Genomic DNA, 18,873 nt, shown 5'->3' on the forward strand with positions numbered 1-18,873 from the left:
GGGTACCTGTGTTGAGCGTCGCGTCTCGGGGAGGGAGACGTGACGACGAGCGCCACCAGGGGGCAGGATGGCGCTAGAGACCTATCCCACACACAACCGAGGGAACGCCTGTGGCTACGGAACGCAAGCGCCCGGTGATCACCGCTGGTCTGCCGAGCCAGCTTCCGGACATCGACCCTGAAGAGACCGGCGAATGGGTCGAGTCACTCGACGGTGTCATCGACGAGCGCGGAACCAAGCGCGCCCGGTACGTCATGCTGCGCCTGCTGGAGCGGGCCCGCGAGCGCCAGGTCGGGGTGCCGTCCCTGACCACCACCGACTACATCAACTCCATCCCCCCGGAGCGCGAGCCGTGGTTCCCGGGTGACGAGCACATCGAGCGGCGGATCCGGGCGTACATCCGGTGGAACGCCGCCATGCTGGTGCACCGGGCGCAGCGTCCGGAGATCAGCGTCGGCGGGCACATCTCGACCTTCGCCAGCTCGGCGTCGCTCTACGAGGTGGGCTTCAACCACTTCTTCCGGGGCAAGGACCACCCGGGCGGCGGCGACCACATCTTCTACCAGGGTCACGCCTCCCCCGGCATGTACGCGCGGGCCTACATGGAGGGGCGGCTCAGCGAGGACCAGCTCGACGGGTTCCGGCAGGAGCTGTCGCACCCCGGCGGCGGACTGCCCTCGTACCCGCACCCGCGGCTGATGCCGGACTTCTGGGAGTTCCCGACCGTCTCGATGGGCCTCGGCCCGATCAACGCGATCTACCAGGCCCGGTTCAACCGGTACCTGCAGCACCGGGGCATCAAGGACACCTCCCAGCAGCACGTCTGGGCGTTCCTCGGCGACGGCGAGATGGACGAGGTCGAGTCGCTGGGCGCGATCGGGGTGGCCGCCCGCGAGGAGCTGGACAACCTCACCTTCGTGATCAACTGCAACCTCCAGCGCCTGGACGGCCCGGTCCGCGGCAACGGCAAGGTCATGCAGGAGCTGGAGGCGTTCTTCCGGGGCGCCGGCTGGAACGTGATCAAGGTGGTCTGGGGCCGGGAGTGGGACCCGCTGCTCGCGGCGGACACCGACGGCGCGCTGGTCAACCTGATGAACACCACGCCCGACGGTGACTACCAGACCTACAAGGCGGAGTCCGGGGCGTACGTCCGGGAGCACTTCTTCGGCCGCGACCCGCGGACCCGCAAGATGGTCGAGCACCTGAGCGACGACGAGATCTGGAACCTCAAGCGGGGTGGGCACGACTACCGCAAGCTCTACGCGGCCTACAAGGCGGCGATGGAGCACACCGGTCAGCCGACGGTGATCCTGGCCAAGACGATCAAGGGTTGGACGCTGGGCTCGCACTTCGAGGCCCGCAACGCCACCCACCAGATGAAGAAGCTGACGCTGGAGGACCTGAAGCTCTTCCGCGACCGGCTCTACCTGGACATCCCGGACAAGCAGCTGGAGGAGAACCCCTACCTGCCGCCGTACTACAACCCGGGTGAGAAGTCGGACGAGATCCAGTACCTCAAGGAGCGGCGCCAGCAGCTCGGCGGGTACCTGCCGTCCCGGCGGACCACCGGCAAGCGGCTGCAGATCCCGGGCACCGAGCGGTTCTCCGACGTCAAGCGCGGCTCGGGCAAGCAGAAGGTGGCCACCACCATGGCCTTCGTCCGCCTGCTCAAGGATGTGATGAAGGACAAGGAGTTCGGCAAGCGCTGGGTGCCGATCATCCCCGACGAGGCCCGTACCTTCGGCATGGACTCGCTCTTCCCGACGGCGAAGATCTACTCGCTGCACGGCCAGCGGTACACCTCGGTGGACCGGGAGCTGTTCCTGTCGTACAAGGAGGCCACCGACGGGCAGATCCTGCACGAGGGGATCAACGAGGCCGGTTCGGTCGCCACGTTCACCGCGGCCGGCAGCTCCTACGCCACCCACGGCGAGCCGATGATCCCGATGTACATCTTCTATTCGATGTTCGGGTTCCAGCGCACCGGCGACGGGCTCTGGGCGGCCGCCGACCAGATGGCCCGCGGCTTCCTGCTCGGCGCCACCGCCGGCCGGACCACCCTCAACGGTGAGGGCCTCCAGCACGAGGACGGCCACTCTCTGCTGCTCGCCGCCACCAACCCGGCGGTGGTCGCGTACGACCCGGCGTTCGCGTACGAGATCGCGCACATCATGGAGAACGGCCTGCACCGGATGTACGGCGAGGCGCAGGAGAACATCTTCTACTACCTCACCGTCTACAACGAGCCGATCTTCCAGCCGGCCGAGCCGGAGGGCGTGGACGCCGAGGGCATCCTCAAGGGCATCTACCGCTACTCCCCCGCGCCGCAGCTGGGCGGGGACGCGCCGAAGGCCAACATCCTGGCCTCCGGCACCGGCATGCAGTGGGCGCTCAGGGCGCAGCAGGTGCTCGCCGAGGACTGGGGGGTGGCCGCCGACGTCTGGTCGGTGACCTCCTGGACCGAGCTGCGCCGGGACGCGGTGGAGTGCGAGGAGCACAACCTGCTCAACCCGGGCGGCGAGCAGCGGGTCCCGTACATCCAGCAGAAGCTGGCCGACGCCGACGGGCCGAAGGTCGCCGTCAGCGACTGGATGCGCGCGGTGCCGGATCTGATCGCCCGCTGGGTGCCCGGCGACTACACCTCGCTCGGCACCGACGGCTTCGGCATGTCGGACACCCGGCACGCGCTGCGCCGGCACTTCCACGTCGACGCCGAGTCGGTGACGGTCGCCACGCTGCGGCAGCTCGCGCTCCGCGGCGCGGTGCCGGCCAACGTCCCGGCCGAGGCCGCCAAGAAGTACGCGCTGGAGGACGTCACCGCCGCCCCGGTCGGCGAGACCGGCGGCGACAGCTGAGTCGTACGCACCGAAGGGTCCGGCGCACTCCCGCGCCGGGCCCTTCGTCTTCCCCCGTCGATCATGAAGTTGTGGTGGTCGACAAAGGGCAGGATGGTCCGGCGTCCCTGGCGGGGACGCCGGACCATCACCATCGCGGGCGACGCCGGGACGGGGCCCGTCAGCCGACGGCGGCCAGGTCGGTCAGTCGGGCCAGCGAGTCCTCCAGGTCGGCGCCGACCCGACGCAGGCCGAGCCGGAGCAGGGCGGCCTTCACCGGCCCGGCGGGCCACCGTACGACGATGAGCCGCACGATCGTCCCGCCCTCCTCCTCGTCCGGGGTCAGCTGTACGTAGATCTCGGTGCGCGCCTCGGCCCGGGCGCCGGCGCCCTTGGCCCGCTCGCGCCACCCGATCAGGGTCGGCTCCTGGTAGGCGATCACCTCGGCCTCGTGCGCCGCGCCGCGCCCGGCCTGGACCAGTTGGCGCCGGCCGAAGCCCTCCCCCGAGAGGACCTCCGCCGCGCGAACCCCCGCCAGCCAGGCCGGCAACTGCTCGGCCCGCTGTACGACGTCCCAGACCGCTTCCACCGGCGCCATCACGTGCGCACTGCGTTCCACGAGGATCATTTCTGTCTTTCCCCCACTAAGGACACATCCGCGATATTCCGACTGTATGCGGTAATTCGGACTTACTCGGACGGGTTCCGAAAAGACACGCCGAAAACCCTTGCGCTGCCGGCGCTCTCCGGCCTATGGCGCATCGGCGGCTCGCGCCCTAGAGTCCCGAACACGCTTCGCGTTTCTGGGAGGGCGAATGACGAGCGCGCCGATGCCGGAGTTCCCCACCGGGTTCCGCTGGGGGGTTTCCACCTCCGCCTACCAGATCGAGGGCGCGGTCGACGCCGACGGCCGCGGACCGTCCATCTGGGACACCTTCGCCCACTCCCCCGGGCAGATCTCCGACGGCAGCACCGGCGACGTGGCCTGCGACCACTACCACCGGTACGCCGGGGACGTCGCGCTGCTGGCCGGGCTCGGGGTCTCCGCGTACCGGTTCTCGATCGCCTGGCCCCGGGTGCAGCCCACCGGGGCCGGGGCGGCCAACCCCGCGGGGCTGGACTTCTACGAACGGCTGGTGGACGAACTACTCGGCCACGGCGTCGACCCGGTCGCCACCCTCTTCCACTGGGACCTGCCGCAGGCTCTGGAGGACGCCGGCGGCTGGCTCAACCGGGACACCGCCGCCCGCTTCGCCGAGTACGCCGACCTGGTCGCCGCCCGCCTCGGCGACCGGGTGAAGCTCTGGATCACCCTGAACGAGCCGTTCATCCACATGAGCCTCGGGCACGGCATGGGCGTGCACGCCCCGGGCCGGATGCTGCTCTTCGACGCCTTCCCGGTGGCCCACCACCAGCTGCTCGGGCACGGCCTGGCGGTCTCGGCGCTGCGGGCGCGCAGCACCAGCCCGGTGGCGATCGCCAACAACTACTCGCCGGTGCGGCCGGCCGGCGACACCGACGCCGACCGGGCCGCCGGGGCCGCCTACGACGCGCTGCACAACCGGCTCTTCACCGACCCGCTGCTCGGCCTCGGCTATCCCGACGGGCCGGGCCTCGACCCGGGCCTGGTCCGCGACGAGGACCTGGCCGTGATCGCCGCCCCGATCGACGTGCTCGGGGTGAACTACTACAACCCGACCGGGATCCGGGCGGCCGAGGAGGACTCGCCCCTGCCCTTCGAGATCGTCCCGCTGGAGGGCTACCCCCGGACCGCCTTCGACTGGCCGGTCGTCCCGGACGGGCTGCGCGACCTGCTCGTCGGCCTCCGGGACCGGTACGGCGACGCGCTGCCGCCGATCCAGATCACCGAGAGCGGCTGCGCGTACGACGATGTGCCGGACGCCGGCGGCCGGGTCGACGACCCCGAGCGGATCGCCTACCTGGACGGGCACCTGCGCGCCGTGCGGGCCGCGATCGACGAGGGCGTCGACGTGACCGGGTACTTCGTCTGGTCGCTGCTGGACAACTGGGAGTGGGCGGAGGGCTTCACCAAGCGGTTCGGCCTGGTGCACGTCGACTACGCCAGCCAGGCGCGTACCCCGAAGTCCTCGTACGCCTGGCTGCGTGATCAGGTGATCAAGCCGTGACCACGGTGAACCCGACGCCGACCTCGCTGCCGGCGGCGCTCGCCGAACCGACCGTGCCGGTCCGGCGGAGCTGGATCGCGCTGATCTTCACGGCCAACCTCGGCGTCTGGATGGCCTTCTTCACCCCCATCCAGGTGCTGCTCCCGCAGCAGGTGGAGCGGATCGCGCCGGGTGACAAGGAGGCGATGCTCGCGGTCGTCACCGGGCTGGGCGCGCTCGCCGCGGTGCTGGCCAACCCGCTCGCCGGGGCGCTGTCCGACCGGACGGTGATCCGGCTGGCCAGCCGGCACCTGGGTCGCCGGCACGTCTGGACCGCCTCCGGCGCGGTGCTCGGCGCCCTCGCGCTGGTGCTGCTGGCCCGGCAGGACACCATCGCCGGGGTGGCGCTCGGCTGGGTCGCCGCGCAGGTCTGCTTCAACGCGATGCTGGCCAGCCTGACCGCCGCCATTCCGGACCGGGTGCCGGTCGCCCAGCGCGGCGGCGTCTCCGGTTGGGTGGGCATCCCGCAGGCGCTCGGCCTGGTGGTCGGGGCGGTGCTGGTCACCGCGCTGGTCACCGGCAACGCCGCCGGGTACGCCGCGATCGCCGTGGCGATGCTGCTGCTGTCGCTGCCGTTCGCGCTGCTCACCGCCGACGACCCGCTGCCCCGGGAGCACCGGCCGGCGCTGCGGCTGCGCGCGCTGCTCGCCTCGATGTGGATCAGCCCGCGCCGGCACCCGGACTTCGCCTGGGCCTGGTTCACCCGGTTCCTGGTGCAGACCGGCAACGCGCTGGGCACCCTCTACCTGCTGTACTTCCTCACCGACGGGGTGCGCCACCCCGACCCCGAGGGCGCGCTGCTGGTGCTGATCCTGCTCTACACGCTCGGCATGATGCTCACCGCCGTGGTCGCCGGCCGGCTGTCGGACCGGTCCGGCCGGCGCAAGGTCTTCGTGATCACCTCCGGCGTGATCATGGCGGTGGCGGCGCTGCTGCTCGCCATGGCGCCGGTCTGGCCGATGGCGGTGGCCGCCGCGCTGCTGCTCGGCGCCGGCTACGGCGTCTACCTGGCGGTGGACGCGGCGCTGATCACCCAGGTGCTGCCGGCGGCCACCGACCGGGCCAAGGACCTCGGCGTGATCAACATCGCGAACTCGGCGCCGCAGGTGCTCGGGCCGGCCATCTCCGCCCCGATCGTCGTGCACCTGGGCGGCTATCCGACGCTCTACGCGGCCACCGCGGCGGTCACCCTGCTCGGCAGCGCCCTGGTCCTCAAGATCCGTTCGGTGCCCTGACCGGCCCCCTGGCGGAAAGCGGTCGCGGCCGGCCGTAGGCTGGGGGACGTGACGGTACGTGTACGCTTCGCCCCTTCCCCGACCGGTATGTTCCACGTCGGCGGCGCCCGCTCGGCCCTGCAGAACTGGATCTACGCCAAGCAGCAGGGCGGGGTGTTCGTGCTCCGCATCGAGGACACCGACGCGGCCCGCAACAAGCCCGAATGGACCGAGGGCATCCTGTCGGCGCTGGACTGGATCGGCATCGAGCGGGGCAGCTACGAGGGCCCGTACTTCCAGTCGTCGTACGCCGGGGAGCACCGGGCCGCCGCCCAGCGGCTCTTCGACGCCGGCCGGGCGTACTACTGCGACTGCACCCGCGAGGACGTGCAGGCGCGGACCGGCTCGCAGTACCAGGGCTACGACGGCTTCTGCCGGGACCGGGGCCTGGAGCCCGGCCCGGGGCGGGCGCTGCGCTTCCGTACGCCGGACCAGGGCGAGACCGTGGTGGTCGACCTGATCCGCGGCGAGCCGACCTTCGAGAACAAGCTGATCGAGGACTTCGTGATTGCCCGCGGCGACGGCTCGCCGGTCTTCCTCCTCGCCAACGTGGTCGACGACATGACCATGGGGATCACCCACGTGATCCGGGCCGAGGAGCACCTGCCCAACACGCCGAAGCAGCAGCTCCTCTGGGACGCGCTCGGGGTCAAGCCGCCGGTCTGGGCGCACGTGCCGGTGGTGGTCAACGAGAAGCGGCAGAAGCTCTCCAAGCGGCGCGACAAGGTCGCCCTGGAGGCGTACCGGGACGAGGGCTACCTCGCCGGCGCGATGCGCAACTACCTGATGCTGCTCGGCTGGGCCCCCTCCGGCGACCGGGAGATCGTGCCCTGGCCGGTCATCGAGGAGGAGTTCCGGCTGGAGGAGGTGAACCCCTCCCCCGCGTTCTTCGACGAGAAGAAGCTGCGCGCCTTCAACGGCGAGTACATCCGGGCGCTGCCGGTGGAGGAGTTCATCGCCACGTGCCAGCCGTGGCTCACCGGCACCGGCACCATCGCCCCGCCGCCGTGGCAGCCGGAGGAGTTCGACGCGGCCGCGTTCGCCGCGGTGGCGCCGCTGGCCCAGACCCGGATCGCGGTGCTCAGCGAGATCGTGCCGAACGTCGACTTCCTCTTCCTGGCCGACCCGCTGATCGACGAGGCGGCCTGGGCGAAGGCGATGAAGGAGGGCGCGGCCGACCTGCTCGACGCCGCGATCGCCGCCTTCGACGCGCTGGAGTCCTGGGACGCGGAGTCGCTCAAGTCCACCCTGGAGGCGGTCGGCGCGGAGCGTGGCCTGAAGCTCGGCAAGGCCCAGGCGCCGGTCCGGGTCGCGGTCACCGGCCGCACCGTCGGGCTGCCGCTCTTCGAGTCCCTCGAGGTGCTCGGCCGGGAGCGCGCCCTGACCCGGCTGCGCGCCGCTCGGATCCGCCTGGTCTGACCCCGACCTCCGAAGGGCCCGCCGGTCGTCCGGCGGGCCCTTCGTCGTACGGCGTGGCCCGCGCCCTCAGCACACCGCTGTCCATGCTTTGCACTGCTGCAGCCCACGCAACACCGGGCGGCGCTCGGTGTTGCGTCCAGTGCAGCAGAGCAAAGGGGCCGCGGCGGAGTGTCGGTCCCGCCGTCGAACACCTCGCCCCACTCGGCAGGGACGATCCGGGCAACGGCCGGACGGCCCGCACCCACCGGGTGGCGGTCAGCCGCGCGCGGCGCGGCGGCGGAGCAGGAACGCCCCGCCGAGCAGCGCAACGGCGCCGAGCGCCCAGAGCCAGCCCGATCCGCCGTCGTCGGAGCGGCGGTCGGCAGCGAGCGCGGGGCTGGCCGGCGGGCTCGCCGGGACGGCGGCCGAGCTGCCCGGGGCACCGGTCGGCGGGGCAGTGGTCGACGCGGCGCTGGTGGCCGTGGGAGTCGCCGACGGCGGCTCGGCCGGCGTGCCGGTGGTGACGGTGAAGCGGATCTCGCCGGTCACCGGGTGGCCGTCGGTCGACCCGACCCGGTAGCCGACGATGTAGAGGCCGGCCGCGCCGGGCTTGAACGGCACGCTCACCCGGTTGCCGGTGAACGTCGGCGCGCCGCCCGCCGCCGGCACGTTCTCCGGCCCGGTGACTGTGATCTTCGTCGTAGCGGGGGCCGGGGTGGCGAGGAAGCGGAGCTCGATCCGTTTCGGCGCGGCCGCCAGCCGCGCCCCGTTCCGCGGGTCGCTGCCGGTCAACGAGTTGTGCGCCGCCGCGGGGGTGGCCGGCAGCAGCACCGACATACCGATCGCCACGCCGAGAACCGCTAGCCAGGTACGCGCCGCGCGTGCCACGCTGCCCCCCATGAACCCCTCCGCAAAGGTACGATCCGCCCGCTGATCAACGGCCGCTCGTTAGTCGGCCCCAGATCGCAGATAGTTCCAAATACTTTTCCAACAGCTGCAACCGAGCGACGTTCTGCGGAGTCTTTGAGGTGGGCACCCGATCCGTGGGCATGACCACCACGTCGGCCGATCAACGTGTGACCTGCAGCGAAAGCCATCCATCGAACGGGGCGAGGAGGCGGCGATGGTCCGGAAGGTGAGGCGGCTGCTGGCCGCGGTGACGGGTGCACTGATAGCGACGGCCTGCTCGCTGGCGCTCGCCGCCACGGCCCACGCGACGGCGCCCAAGCCGGCACCCGCCGGAGTGGACATCACCGGCGACCGGCTCGGCCAGCCGCTGCGGCTGCGCGCCGACACCCGACCCATCGAGGTCGCCGCCGTCGTCGACCAGGTGAGCTGGCTCGGCCGTACCGGCCGGCAGCGCGGACCGGAGGCGAAGAACCTCGGTCCGAAGTACACGGTCGTGGTGCTCGCCGGGGGTAGGCCGACGCGGACGTACGACCTCTACCCGCTGGCCAAGGGCGGCCCCCGGGTCTACCGGCCGGCCAAGCAGCCCGACCTGAGCAAGATCTCGGCCGGCTGGTTCTTCGGCCGGCTCAACATGTCCGAGACGCTGCGCAGCGTCGGGGTGCCGCTGGAGCGGCAGTTCGACACGGTCAGCGGCGGCGTGGGCGGCGGCGAGCGGGTCATCCCGGAGGACTCGCTGAACCCGGCGCGGGACATCGACGACGCGGTGGATGAGCTCCAGCGGCTGCTGCTGCTCAACGTCGGGGTGATGCTGGTCATCACGACCGGCCTCGCCGGCATCGCGCTGCTGATCCGGCGCCGCACCCGCTGAGCGGGCCGGCCGGCGACCGGCCGGCGGCTCCGGCCCCCGCTAGACCTCCAGCACCACCTTGCCCCGGACGTGCCCCGCCTCCACCAGCCGCTGCGCCTCGGCAGCCTCGGCGAGCGGGAACGTCCGGGCCACCTGCACGGTGAGCCGGCCGGCGTCGACCAGCCCGGCCAGCACGCCCAGGTCGTCGGTGGACGGCTTGACGAAGAGGTAGCTGCCGCCGAGATGGGTGACGTGCTCCGGGTCGGCGGTGGAGATCAGTCGGGCGGGCCGGTTCAGCAGCTCGGCGGAGACGTCCAGCGCCTCGCCGCCGAAGAGGTCCAGCGCCACGTCCACCCCGTCGGGCGCGACGGCGCGGATTCGGTCCAGCAGGCCGTCGCCGTAGGCCACCGGCTCGGCGGCCAGCGAGCGGACGAAGTCGTGGTTGGCCTCGCTCGCGGTGCCGATCACCCGGTCGGCGCCGAGCGCCCGGGCCACCTGCACGGCCAGGTGTCCCACCCCGCCCGACGCGCCGTGCACCAGGACGGTGTCCCCGGCGCCGGTCCGGGCCAGCTGCAACGCCTGGTACGCGGTCAACCCGGCCAGCGGCAGGCCACCCGCCTCGGCCCAGGACGCCTGTACCGGTTTGTCGGCCAGCGTCCGTTCCGGGGCGGGCACCAGCTCGGCGTACGTGCCGTGCTGGACGTCGTCGCGCCGGACGTACCCGATGACCTCGTCCCCGACGGCGAAGCCGGCCACCGCCGGGCCGACGGCGGCCACCACGCCGGCGGCGTCCCAGCCGGGCACCAGCGGGAAGTGGTGCGGCATGGCGCCGGCCAGGTGGCCCTCGCGGACCTTCCAGTCGACCGGGTTCACCCCGGCGGCGCGCACCCGCACCAGCACGGTGTCCGGGCCGACCGGCGGCTCCGGCAGGTCCCGCAGGGTGAGCTGGTCCGCCGAGCCGTACGCGTCGATCGCGATCGCCTTCACCCTGCTCACGCTAACCGCCGCAGGGCGGCGGCGGGGTCAGCACCAGCGGTGTGGCGGTCGTTCCCGGCGGAGCCTCCGGTTGCGGGGCCGGACCGCGCCGTGCCGGTGCGCCCCGGCCCAGCCGGCCAGGTCGCTGCGGCAGCCCTGGGCGGGGGCCGGCTCGGGCGTGGTCAGCTCGACCGGCTCGGGCCCGCGCTGGCGCGGGGCGGGCGGCTCGTCGTCGACGCGGTCGGGCCCGCGCCCGGCCGTCGGCTCCCCCGGATGCGTCGCGCCGCTCAGCCGGCGGGGGTGCTTGGGGGACGCCGGCTGTTCGTGGTGGCCCAGCCGGCAGGGCTCGCCCTGGGCGCAGCCGTGCTCGGCCTCCCCGTGCGCCATCCCGGTCTCCTCACGCTCGCCATCGCCCGCCGGGCAGGTCGCCCCGACGTGCCCTGACACCGTACTGGCCGGGGCTGACGCGCTTTGCGCCGCGTACCGGATCGGCGCATGGTGGAGATCGTCCGGCGGCCTGGACCGCCGGCGACGGCTCAGGCCGGGCGGTGGGCGTCGAGGTCGGCGCGGGTGAGCAGGGCGCGCAGTGCGACGCCGTGGGCGGCGAGCGCCTCGGTGCCGCCCTCGGCGCGGTCGATCACGCAGAGCGCGTGGTCGATCCGGGCGCCCAGCTCGCGGAGCTGACCGGTGGAGATCACCACCTGACCGCCGGAGGTGACGACGTCCTCCACCACCAGCACGCGCCGGCCGGCGACGTCGGCTCCCTCGGCCAGCCGGGCGGTCCCGTACGCCTTCGCCGTCTTGCGCACGAACGCGCAGGGCAGCCCCACCTGCCGGGCCAGCGCGGTGACCACGGGGATGCCACCCATCTCGAGACCGGCGAGCACCTCCGTGCCGGGCGGGACCAGCCCGGCCAGCCCGGCGGCGACCCGGTCCAGCAGCGCGGGGTCGGCCTCGAACCGGTACTTGTCGAAGTACTCGTCGGCGACGCGGCCGGAGCGGAGCACGAAGCGTCCGGTGAGTCGGGAGGTCGCGTCGATGTCGCGGGCCAGCGCGGCGAGGTCGTGGTCGGTCACGGAAGATCATTCTGGCGGAGCCCCCGCCCCGCGTCGAGCGCGTCCCGGCCGGCGGACCCCTCGGTGTGCAGTCCCTGGTCAGGGCGTGTCAGGCTGGACCGGTGAGCGAGCCGGGCGGTACCGACCTGTCGGCCACCCTGCGCCGGATCGAACGGGCGGCTGGGGCGCTGGCCACTGCCAGCGTCTCTCGGATGGACGAGACCCTGCCCTGGTTCCGGGAGCTCCCGGCGGACCAGCGCTCCTGGGTCATGCTGGTCGCCCAGGCCGGCGCCCGGTCGCTGGTGCAGTGGCTGCGCGAGGGCGGCGGCACCGCGGACAGCACCCAGGAGGTCTCCGACGAGGTCTTCGCCACCGCGCCGCAGGCCCTGGCGCGCTCGATCAGCCTGCAGCAGACGGTGGCGCTGATCAAGGTGACCATCGACGTGGTCGAGGAGCAGGTGTCGCACCTCGCCGCCAAGGGCGAGGAGCAGCAGCTGCGCGAGGCGGTGCTGCGCTTCTCCCGGGAGATCGCGTTCGCCGCCGCCCGGGTCTACGCCCGGGCCGCCGAGTCCCGGGGCTCGTGGGACGCGCGGTTGCAGGCCCTGCTGGTGGACGCCCTGCTGCGCGGCGACTCGCCGGACGTGCTGGCCAGCCGGGCGGCCGCGCTGGGCTGGACGGACGCGCCGCCGGTGGCGGTGGCGGTGGGCCGCTCCCCCGGCGGCGAGGTGGCCGCGGTGCTGCACACCGTCTACCGGCAGGCCCGGCGGATCGGGGTGGAGGTGATCGGCGGCGTGCACGGCGACCGGCTGGTCATCGTGCTCGGCGGGGCGCCCGACCCGGTGGCCGCGACGGAGAAGCTGCTCACGGCGTTCGGCGACGGGCCGGTGGTGGTCGGCCCGGCCGTACCCAGTCTGGACGAGGCGACGGACTCGGCGCGGGCCGCGCTGGCCGGGTTCCGCGCGGCCCCGGCCTGGCCGACCGCGCCGCGCCCGGTGCCCGCCGCCGACCTGCTGCCCGAGCGGGCCCTGGCCGGCGACGCGGAGGCCCGCCGCCGGCTCCGGCACGACGTGTACGCCACGCTGGTCCGGGCCGGTGGCGAGCTGCTGGAGACGCTGGACGCGTTCCACGCCGCCGGCGGCACGCTGGAGAGTGCCGCCCGGGCGCTCTTCGTGCACCCGAACACCGTGCGCTACCGGCTGAAGCGGATCGCGGAGGTGACCGGCTTCTCGCCGCTGGCGCCCCGCGACGCGTTCGCACTCCAGGTGGCGCTGACCGTGGGCCGGCTGGACCCGGTCGTCCCGGGGGTCGCACCCGTCCCGACCCAGACAATGGCCCCAGGCGTCAGGAAAACGTCACAGGCAGGTGATGATCACCGCCGATTTTTGTAGGATCCCTCCAAAGGTTCTAGTGCGGTTTGGTGTCGCTCGTTACAGCATGACTCACGAGTATCAGTCAGAGTCATAAGCGTGCTCGCCGTACTCTCGCCCGGCCAGGGTTCCCAGAAACCCGGCTTCCTGACCCCTTGGCTCGACCTGACCGGCTCCGAGGCGCGTCTGCGCTGGTGGTCCGCGCTGGCCGGCGTCGACCTGGTCCACCTCGGCACGAAGGCCGACGCCGAGGAGATCAAGGACACCGCCCGCACCCAGCCGCTGCTCGTCGCCGCCGCGCTGCTCGCCGCCGAGCACCTGCCGATGTACGACGTCGCGGTGACCGCCGGGCACAGCGTCGGTGAGCTGGGCGCCGCGGCGCTCGCCGGGGTGCTGCCCGCCGAGGCGGCGATCACCCTCGCCGGCGTACGCGGCCGGGAGATGGCCGCCGCCTGCGCGCTGGAGCCCACCGGGATGGCCGCCGTGCTCGGCGGCGACCCGGACGAGGTACTCGCCGCGATCGAGGCGCACGGGCTGCACCCGGCCAACCGCAACGGCGCCGGCCAGATCGTCGCCGCCGGCGCGGTGGACGGGCTGGAGAAGCTGGCCGCCGAGCCGCCGGCGAAGACCCGGGTGATCCGGCTCCAGGTGGCCGGCGCCTTCCACACGCCGTACATGGCCCCGGCCGAGGCCGCGCTGGCCGGCGTCGCCGCCGGGATCACTCCGACCGACCCGGCCCGGATCCTGCTCTCCAACCTGGACGGCTCGGCGGTCAACCACGGCCGGGAGATGGTGCAGCGGCTGGTCCGGCAGGTGACCGCGCCGGTCCGCTGGGACCTGTGCATGCGCACCCTCGCCGACCTCGGCGTCACCGGGGTGATCGAGCTGCCCCCGGCCGGCACCCTGGCCGGCCTGGTCAAGCGGGAGCTGAAGGCCACCGGCGTCCCCGAGATCGTCACCCTGAACACCCCCGACGACCTGCCCGCCGCGCGGGACCTGATTGCCCGGCACAGCGGCCTGGGCGGCCACGAGCCGGTGATCCAGTTCCGGGTGGTGGTCGCCCCCGCCGCCGGCACCTTCGAGCCGGCCGCCGAGCTGGCCGAGGGTGCGGACCTGCGCGTCGGCCAGGTCATCGGTCACGTCGCCACCCGGCAGGGGCCGGTCGAGGTGACCGCGCACGACAGCGGGCTGCTCACCGAGTGGCTCGCCCACCACGACGACCCGGTCGCCCCGGGCCAGCCGCTCGCCCGCATCGGAGGACAGCACTAATGGCAGGCAGTCGGATCGTCTCGATGGGGCACTACCAGCCGTCCCGGGTGGTGACCAACGACGACCTCGCCCAGCTCGTGGACACCAACGACGAGTGGATCCGGGACCGGGTCGGCATCGTCACCCGGCGGATCGCCGGCGACGAGACGGTGGCCGACATGGCCACCGCCGCCGCCGGGAAGGCGCTGGCCAACTCGGGCCTCACCGCCGCCGACATCGACCTCGTCGTGGTGGCCACCTGCACCTCGGTCGACCGCAGCCCGAACGTGGCCTGCCGGGTCGCCGCCAAGCTGGGCATCACCGCCCCGGCCGCGTACGACATCAACACCGCCTGCTCCGGCTTCGCGTACGCCCTCGGCACCGTCGACCACGCGATCCGGGCCGGAGCGGCGCGCAACGCGATCGTCATCGGCGCGGAGAAGCTCTCCGACTTCACCGACTGGACCGACCGCTCCACCTGCATCATCTTCGGCGACGGCGCGGGCGCGGCCGTGGTGACCGCCGCCGCCGAGGGCGAGCCGGCCGGGGTCGGCCCGGTGGTCTGGGGCTCGGTGCCGGAGAAGAGCGACGCGGTCCGCATCGAGGGCTGGCGCCCGTACATCGCGCAGGAGGGGCAGGCGGTCTTCCGCTGGGCCACCACCTCGCTGGCCCCGCTGGCGCTGCAGGCCTGCGAGAAGGCCGGGGTGGCGCCGTCGGAGCTGGCCGCGTTCGTGCCGCACCAGGCCAACGCCCGAATCATCGACGGCATCGCCAAGCGGCTGAACATCCCGGACGCGATCATCGCCAAGGACATCGTCGAGTCCGGCAACACCTCGGCGGCGAGCGTGCCGCTGGCCCTGTCCAAGCTGGTCGAGCGGCGGGAGGTGCCCGCGGGCGCCCCGGTGCTGCTGTTCGGCTTCGGCGGTGGCCTGACCTACGCCGGTCAGGTTGTCCGCTGCCCCTGAAGACCCCCTCGGGCGCGCACGCGCCGAGGAGTGACGACCGGCATCGCCGGCCGTCGAGTGAACCCCCCGATGAAAGGAACCAACCGCAATGACCCGTGACGAGATCACCGCCGGCCTCGCCGAGATCCTCGAAGAGGTTGCCGGCGTGAACCCGGACGACGTGGCCGAGGGGAAGTCCTTCACCGACGACCTCGACGTCGACTCCCTCTCGATGGTGGAGGTCGTGGTGGCGGCCGAGGAGAAGTTCGGCGTCAAGATCCCGGACAACGAGGTGCAGAACCTCAAGACCGTCGGGGACGCCGTCAGCTACATCGCGGCGCAGTCCTGATCATGAGTCGCCCCGACGTCGTCGTCACCGGGCTCGGCGCGACGACCCCGCTCGGCGGGGACGTCGCGTCGACCTGGGACGCCATGCTCGCCGGCCGCTCCGGGGTGAGTGCGCTCACCCAGGAGTGGGCCGGGCAACTTTCCGTCCGGATCGCCGCCCAGCTCGCGGTGGACCCGTCCGAGGTGCTGGACCGCGTCAAGCTGCGCCGGCTGGACCGGTCCGAGGCGATCGCGATCATCGCGGCGCAGCAGGCCTGGGCCGACGCCGGCCTGGCCGACTCCGGGCTGGACCCGGAGCGGCTGGCGGTCAGCGTCGGCTCCGGCATCGGCGGCGCCACCACCCTGCTCGCCCAGGACGACATCCTGGAGGCGTCCGGGCCGCGGCGGGTCTCCCCGCACACGGTGCCGATGCTGATGCCGAACGGTCCGGCCGCCTGGGTCGGGCTGGAGTTGGGCGCCAAGGCCGGCGTGCACTCGGTGGCCAGCGCCTGCGCGACCGGCGCCGAGGCGATCTCGCTCGGCCTGGACCTGATCCGCGCCGGCCGGGCCGACGTGGTGGTGGCCGGCGGCACCGAGGCGGTCATCCACCCGCTGCCGATCGCCGGCTTCGCCTCGATGCGGGCCATGTCGACCCGCAACGACGAGCCGGAGAGGGCCTCCCGTCCGTGGGACAAGGGCCGGGACGGCTTCGTGCTCGGTGAGGGCGCGGGCGTCGTGGTCCTGGAGCGCGCCGACCACGCGGCCGCGCGCGGCGCCCGGGTGTACGCGCGCCTCGCCGGCGCCGGCATCACCTCCGACGCGTACGACATCGTGCAGCCGCACGCCGAGGGCGAGGGCGCGATCCGGGCCATCGCGAAGGCGATCGCCGACGCGGACGTCGCGAAGACGGACATCACGCACGTCAACGCGCACGCCACCTCGACCCCGGTGGGCGACATGCTGGAGATCGGCGCGCTGCGCAAGGCGCTCGGCGACCACCCGGTACTCTCCGCCACCAAGTCGATGACCGGGCACCTGCTCGGCGCGGCCGGCGCGCTCGAGTCGATCGCCACCATCCTGGCCATCCGCGACGGGGTCGCCCCGCCGACGATCAACCTGGACGATCCGGACGAGGGCCTGACCATGGACGTGGCCGCCCACAAGGCGCGCCACCTGGAGATCCCCGCCGCGCTGAACAACGCGTTCGGCTTCGGCGGTCACAACGTGGCTCTCGTCTTCACGCGGGCCTGAGACCACAGCCTTGGAGGCACAAGTGACCACGACCGCCGTCAGCGCGGACAGCTCGACAGTGGACTACCGCGATCCCGAGGTCCGGCTCCGGGCCCTGTTCGACGGCGGCTCGCTGCGCCTGCTCGCGCCGCGGGACACCTCCGGCGTGCTCTGGGCCCGGGGCGAGATCGACGGGACGCCGGCGATCGCGTACGCCACCGACGCCACCAGGATGGGCGGCGCGATGGGCACCGACGGGTGCCGGCACATCGTCGACGCGATCGACACGGCCGTCCGGGAGCGGGTGCCGGTGCTCGGCCTCTGGCACTCCGGCGGTGCCCGGCTGGCCGAGGGCGTGGTCGCGCTCGACGCCGTCGGGCAGGTCTTCGCGGCCATGGTCCGGGCCTCCGGCCGGGTGCCGCAGATCTCCGTGGTGCTCGGCCCGGCCGCCGGTGGCGCCGCGTACGGCCCGGCGCTGACCGACATCGTGGTGATGAGCGGCGCCGGCCGGATCTTCGTCACCGGCCCCGAGGTGGTCCGCAGCGTCACCGGCGAGCAGGTCGACATGGAGCGCCTGGGCGGCCCCGAGCCGCACGGCCGGCGCTCCGGCGTGGTGCACGTGACCTGCGCCGACGACGAGGCGGCGATGGTCGAGTCGCGCAAGCTCGCCGCGCTGCTGGGTCACCAGGGCCGGCTCTCCCCCGACGACGTGCCGGCCGGCGCGACCGAGGGGCACGACCTGACCGCCAAGATGCCGGTCGAGACCAACCGGGCGTACGACGTGAAGCCGGTGGTCAAGGCGCTGCTCGACGCCCCGGGCGTGGAGCTGCACGCCAAGTGGGCGCCGAACGTGGTCACCACGCTCGGCCGGTTCGCCGGCCGGACGGTCGGCGTGATCGCCAACAACCCGCTGCGGCTGGGTGGCTGCCTGGACGCGTCGAGCGCCGAGAAGGCGGCCCGGTTCGTGCGGATGTGCGACTCGCTCGGGGTGCCGCTGATCGTGCTGGTCGACGTCCCCGGCTACCTGCCCGGCCTGGGCCAGGAGTGGGACGGCGTGGTCCGGCGCGGCGCGAAGCTGCTGCACGCCTTCGCCGAGGCGGTGGTGCCGCGGGTGACGCTGGTGACCCGCAAGGCGTACGGCGGCGCGTACATCGCGATGAACTCCCGGTCGCTCGGCGCCACCGCGGTCTTCGCCTGGCCGAACGCGGAGGTCGCGGTCATGGGCGCCAGCGCGGCGGTCAACATCCTGCACCGCAAGAAGCTGGCCGCCGCCCCCGCCGACGAGCGGGAGACGCTGCGCGCCCAGCTGATCGAGGAGCAGATCCGGGTCGCCGGTGGCGTCAACCGGGCGCTGGAGATCGGCGTGGTGGACGACGTGATCAAGCCGGAGGAGACCCGGCGCCGGATCGCCGAGGCGCTCGCCGCGGCGCCGGCCGCCCGGGGCGCGCACGGCAACATCCCGCTGTAACGACGGCGTGCGGACAGGGCCCCTCCGGCACGGAGGGGCCCTGTTAACGTCTGCGGCGTGGAAGCGACCGAGATCCGCAAGCTCGCCGCGCTCGAGGACACCCACTGGTGGTACCGGGAGCGGCGCGCCCTGCTCGGACGGGCGCTGCGCCGGCTGGCGACGGCCGGGACGCGACCGGAGCGGGCGCTGGACATCGGGGCGGCCGGTGGCGGCAACACCCGGGTGCTGCGGGCGCACGGCTGGCGGCCGGTGGCCCTGGAGTACAGCGCGGAGGGCGCCGGGGTGGCCCGGGAACGCGGCCTGGACGTGATCCGGGCCGACGCCCGCCACCTGCCGATCCCCTCGGCCAGCCTGGGCCTGGTGGTCGCCTACGACATCCTGGAGCACTTCGACGAGGACCACCTCGCCGCCGCCGAGATCCGGCGCACCCTTCGCCCGGGCGGGACGGCGCTGATCGCAGTGCCGTGCGACATGCGGCTCTGGTCCGCGCACGACGTGGCGGTCGGGCACGTCCGCCGCTACGACCGCGCCTCGCTGCGCGCCGTGGTGGAGAAGGCCGGCCTGGTCGTCGACGAGCTGTGGAGCTGGAACGTGGCGCTCCGCCCGGTGGCCGCCTGGCGGCGGCGCCGGTCCACCGGCAGCGACCTGGACGACCTGCACCCGGTGGTCAACCTCGGGCTGCGCACGATCATCACCGCCGAGCGGTACCTGCCGGTGCGGTCGCTCCCCGGCGTCTCGCTGATGCTCCGCGTCCACCGTCCGGCCGAGGGCTGAGCCGGAACCCCGGCTGACTCCTTCGCCCGCCACCGCC

Annotated in this window: 17 protein-coding genes; 12 read left to right on the forward strand and 5 right to left on the reverse strand. The window is 73.4% G+C overall.

Annotation, left to right across the window (positions count from 1 at the left end):
• The first annotated feature begins 110 nt into the window (after positions 1–110).
• The gene (gene aceE / locus EV384_RS30500) at positions 111–2,855 is read left to right on the forward strand and encodes a pyruvate dehydrogenase (acetyl-transferring), homodimeric type (RefSeq protein ID WP_130338787.1); all 2,745 of its coding nucleotides are present in this window, start codon (positions 111–113) and stop codon (positions 2,853–2,855) included.
• Between the two features lie 160 nt (positions 2,856–3,015).
• Here the strand turns inward: aceE and EV384_RS30505 are convergent, their stop codons facing one another.
• Positions 3,016–3,462 carry an SRPBCC family protein gene (locus EV384_RS30505; protein WP_089013161.1) on the reverse strand — a complete coding sequence of 149 codons (447 nt, stop codon included), beginning with the start codon at positions 3,460–3,462 and terminating at the stop codon, positions 3,016–3,018.
• 187 nt (positions 3,463–3,649) lie between these two features.
• Here EV384_RS30505 and EV384_RS30510 point away from each other — a divergent pair, with 187 nt between their 5' ends.
• The 3 genes from EV384_RS30510 to gltX are packed head-to-tail and all read left to right on the forward strand — an operon-like array spanning position 3,650 to position 7,713.
• The gene (locus EV384_RS30510) at positions 3,650–4,981 is read left to right on the forward strand and encodes a GH1 family beta-glucosidase (protein ID WP_130338789.1); all 1,332 of its coding nucleotides are present in this window, start codon (positions 3,650–3,652) and stop codon (positions 4,979–4,981) included.
• Entirely contained in the window at positions 4,978–6,255 is a 1,278-nt protein-coding gene (locus EV384_RS30515; protein WP_130338791.1) for an MFS transporter, read from the forward strand. The genes EV384_RS30510 and EV384_RS30515 overlap by 4 nt, the downstream gene beginning before the upstream one ends.
• Before the next feature lie 48 nt (positions 6,256–6,303).
• The gene (gene gltX, locus EV384_RS30520) at positions 6,304–7,713 is read left to right on the forward strand and encodes a glutamate--tRNA ligase (protein WP_130338793.1); all 1,410 of its coding nucleotides are present in this window, start codon (positions 6,304–6,306) and stop codon (positions 7,711–7,713) included.
• 255 nt (positions 7,714–7,968) lie between these two features.
• Here gltX and EV384_RS36965 read toward each other — a convergent pair whose 3' ends face one another.
• On the reverse strand, positions 7,969–8,592 hold the full coding sequence (locus tag EV384_RS36965; RefSeq protein WP_130338795.1) for a copper resistance CopC family protein: 624 nt from the start codon (positions 8,590–8,592) through the stop codon (positions 7,969–7,971).
• A 223-nt stretch (positions 8,593–8,815) separates the two neighbouring features.
• Here EV384_RS36965 and EV384_RS30530 point away from each other — a divergent pair, with 223 nt between their 5' ends.
• Positions 8,816–9,469, forward strand: a complete 654-nt coding sequence (locus EV384_RS30530; RefSeq protein ID WP_130338797.1) for a hypothetical protein — start codon at positions 8,816–8,818, stop codon at positions 9,467–9,469.
• Positions 9,470–9,508: 39 nt separating this feature from the next.
• Here the strand turns inward: EV384_RS30530 and EV384_RS30535 are convergent, their stop codons facing one another.
• The 3 genes from EV384_RS30535 to EV384_RS30545 all read right to left on the reverse strand — a co-directional run bounded on the left by EV384_RS30535 (position 9,509) and on the right by EV384_RS30545 (position 11,499).
• The gene (locus EV384_RS30535; RefSeq protein WP_130338799.1) at positions 9,509–10,435 is read right to left on the reverse strand and encodes an NADP-dependent oxidoreductase; all 927 of its coding nucleotides are present in this window, start codon (positions 10,433–10,435) and stop codon (positions 9,509–9,511) included.
• A 36-nt stretch (positions 10,436–10,471) separates the two neighbouring features.
• The gene (locus EV384_RS30540) at positions 10,472–10,810 is read right to left on the reverse strand and encodes a hypothetical protein (RefSeq protein ID WP_130338801.1); all 339 of its coding nucleotides are present in this window, start codon (positions 10,808–10,810) and stop codon (positions 10,472–10,474) included.
• Between the two features lie 149 nt (positions 10,811–10,959).
• Positions 10,960–11,499 carry an orotate phosphoribosyltransferase gene (locus tag EV384_RS30545; protein ID WP_130338803.1) on the reverse strand — a complete coding sequence of 180 codons (540 nt, stop codon included), beginning with the start codon at positions 11,497–11,499 and terminating at the stop codon, positions 10,960–10,962.
• 65 nt (positions 11,500–11,564) lie between these two features.
• On the opposite strand from EV384_RS30545, the gene EV384_RS30550 reads away from it, so the two are divergent.
• From EV384_RS30550 to EV384_RS30580, 7 genes are all read left to right on the forward strand, one after another.
• Positions 11,565–12,866 (forward strand): PucR family transcriptional regulator, encoded by a 1,302-nt coding sequence (locus EV384_RS30550; protein ID WP_278045657.1) that lies wholly within the window; start codon positions 11,565–11,567, stop codon positions 12,864–12,866.
• Positions 12,867–12,944: 78 nt separating this feature from the next.
• The gene (locus tag EV384_RS30555) at positions 12,945–14,114 is read left to right on the forward strand and encodes an acyltransferase domain-containing protein (RefSeq protein WP_130338807.1); all 1,170 of its coding nucleotides are present in this window, start codon (positions 12,945–12,947) and stop codon (positions 14,112–14,114) included.
• On the forward strand, positions 14,114–15,058 hold the full coding sequence (locus EV384_RS30560; protein WP_130338809.1) for a beta-ketoacyl-ACP synthase III: 945 nt from the start codon (positions 14,114–14,116) through the stop codon (positions 15,056–15,058). Before EV384_RS30555 ends, EV384_RS30560 begins: the two co-directional genes overlap by 1 nt.
• Positions 15,059–15,146: 88 nt before the next feature.
• On the forward strand, positions 15,147–15,386 hold the full coding sequence (locus EV384_RS30565; RefSeq protein ID WP_088972559.1) for an acyl carrier protein: 240 nt from the start codon (positions 15,147–15,149) through the stop codon (positions 15,384–15,386).
• A 2-nt stretch (positions 15,387–15,388) separates the two neighbouring features.
• Positions 15,389–16,615: a beta-ketoacyl-ACP synthase II gene (gene fabF, locus EV384_RS30570; protein ID WP_130338811.1), complete on the forward strand. Its 1,227-nt coding sequence runs from the start codon at positions 15,389–15,391 to the stop codon at positions 16,613–16,615.
• Between the two features lie 22 nt (positions 16,616–16,637).
• Positions 16,638–18,062: an acyl-CoA carboxylase subunit beta gene (locus EV384_RS30575; protein ID WP_130338813.1), complete on the forward strand. Its 1,425-nt coding sequence runs from the start codon at positions 16,638–16,640 to the stop codon at positions 18,060–18,062.
• A 57-nt stretch (positions 18,063–18,119) separates the two neighbouring features.
• Positions 18,120–18,836, forward strand: a complete 717-nt coding sequence (locus EV384_RS30580; RefSeq protein WP_130338815.1) for a class I SAM-dependent methyltransferase — start codon at positions 18,120–18,122, stop codon at positions 18,834–18,836.
• Positions 18,837–18,873: the final 37 nt, after the last annotated feature.

It is taken from the genome of Micromonospora kangleipakensis, from assembly GCF_004217615.1.
GTDB classification, from domain to species: domain Bacteria; phylum Actinomycetota; class Actinomycetes; order Mycobacteriales; family Micromonosporaceae; genus Micromonospora; species Micromonospora kangleipakensis.

What these genes read in the sequence shown, in the direction of transcription:
- EV384_RS30540 (WP_130338801.1), bottom strand. Translation starts at nt 10,810, where the DNA reads ATGGCGCACGGGGAGGCCGAGCACGGCTGCGCCCAGGGCGAGCCCTGC.
- fabF (WP_130338811.1), top strand. Translation starts at nt 15,389, where the DNA reads ATGAGTCGCCCCGACGTCGTCGTCACCGGGCTCGGCGCGACGACCCCG.
- EV384_RS30565 (WP_088972559.1), top strand. Translation starts at nt 15,147, where the DNA reads ATGACCCGTGACGAGATCACCGCCGGCCTCGCCGAGATCCTCGAAGAG.
- EV384_RS30530 (WP_130338797.1), top strand. Translation starts at nt 8,816, where the DNA reads ATGGTCCGGAAGGTGAGGCGGCTGCTGGCCGCGGTGACGGGTGCACTG.
- EV384_RS30510 (WP_130338789.1), top strand. Translation starts at nt 3,650, where the DNA reads ATGACGAGCGCGCCGATGCCGGAGTTCCCCACCGGGTTCCGCTGGGGG.
- EV384_RS30560 (WP_130338809.1), top strand. Translation starts at nt 14,114, where the DNA reads ATGGCAGGCAGTCGGATCGTCTCGATGGGGCACTACCAGCCGTCCCGG.
- EV384_RS30505 (WP_089013161.1), bottom strand. Translation starts at nt 3,462, where the DNA reads ATGATCCTCGTGGAACGCAGTGCGCACGTGATGGCGCCGGTGGAAGCG.
- EV384_RS36965 (WP_130338795.1), bottom strand. Translation starts at nt 8,592, where the DNA reads ATGGGGGGCAGCGTGGCACGCGCGGCGCGTACCTGGCTAGCGGTTCTC.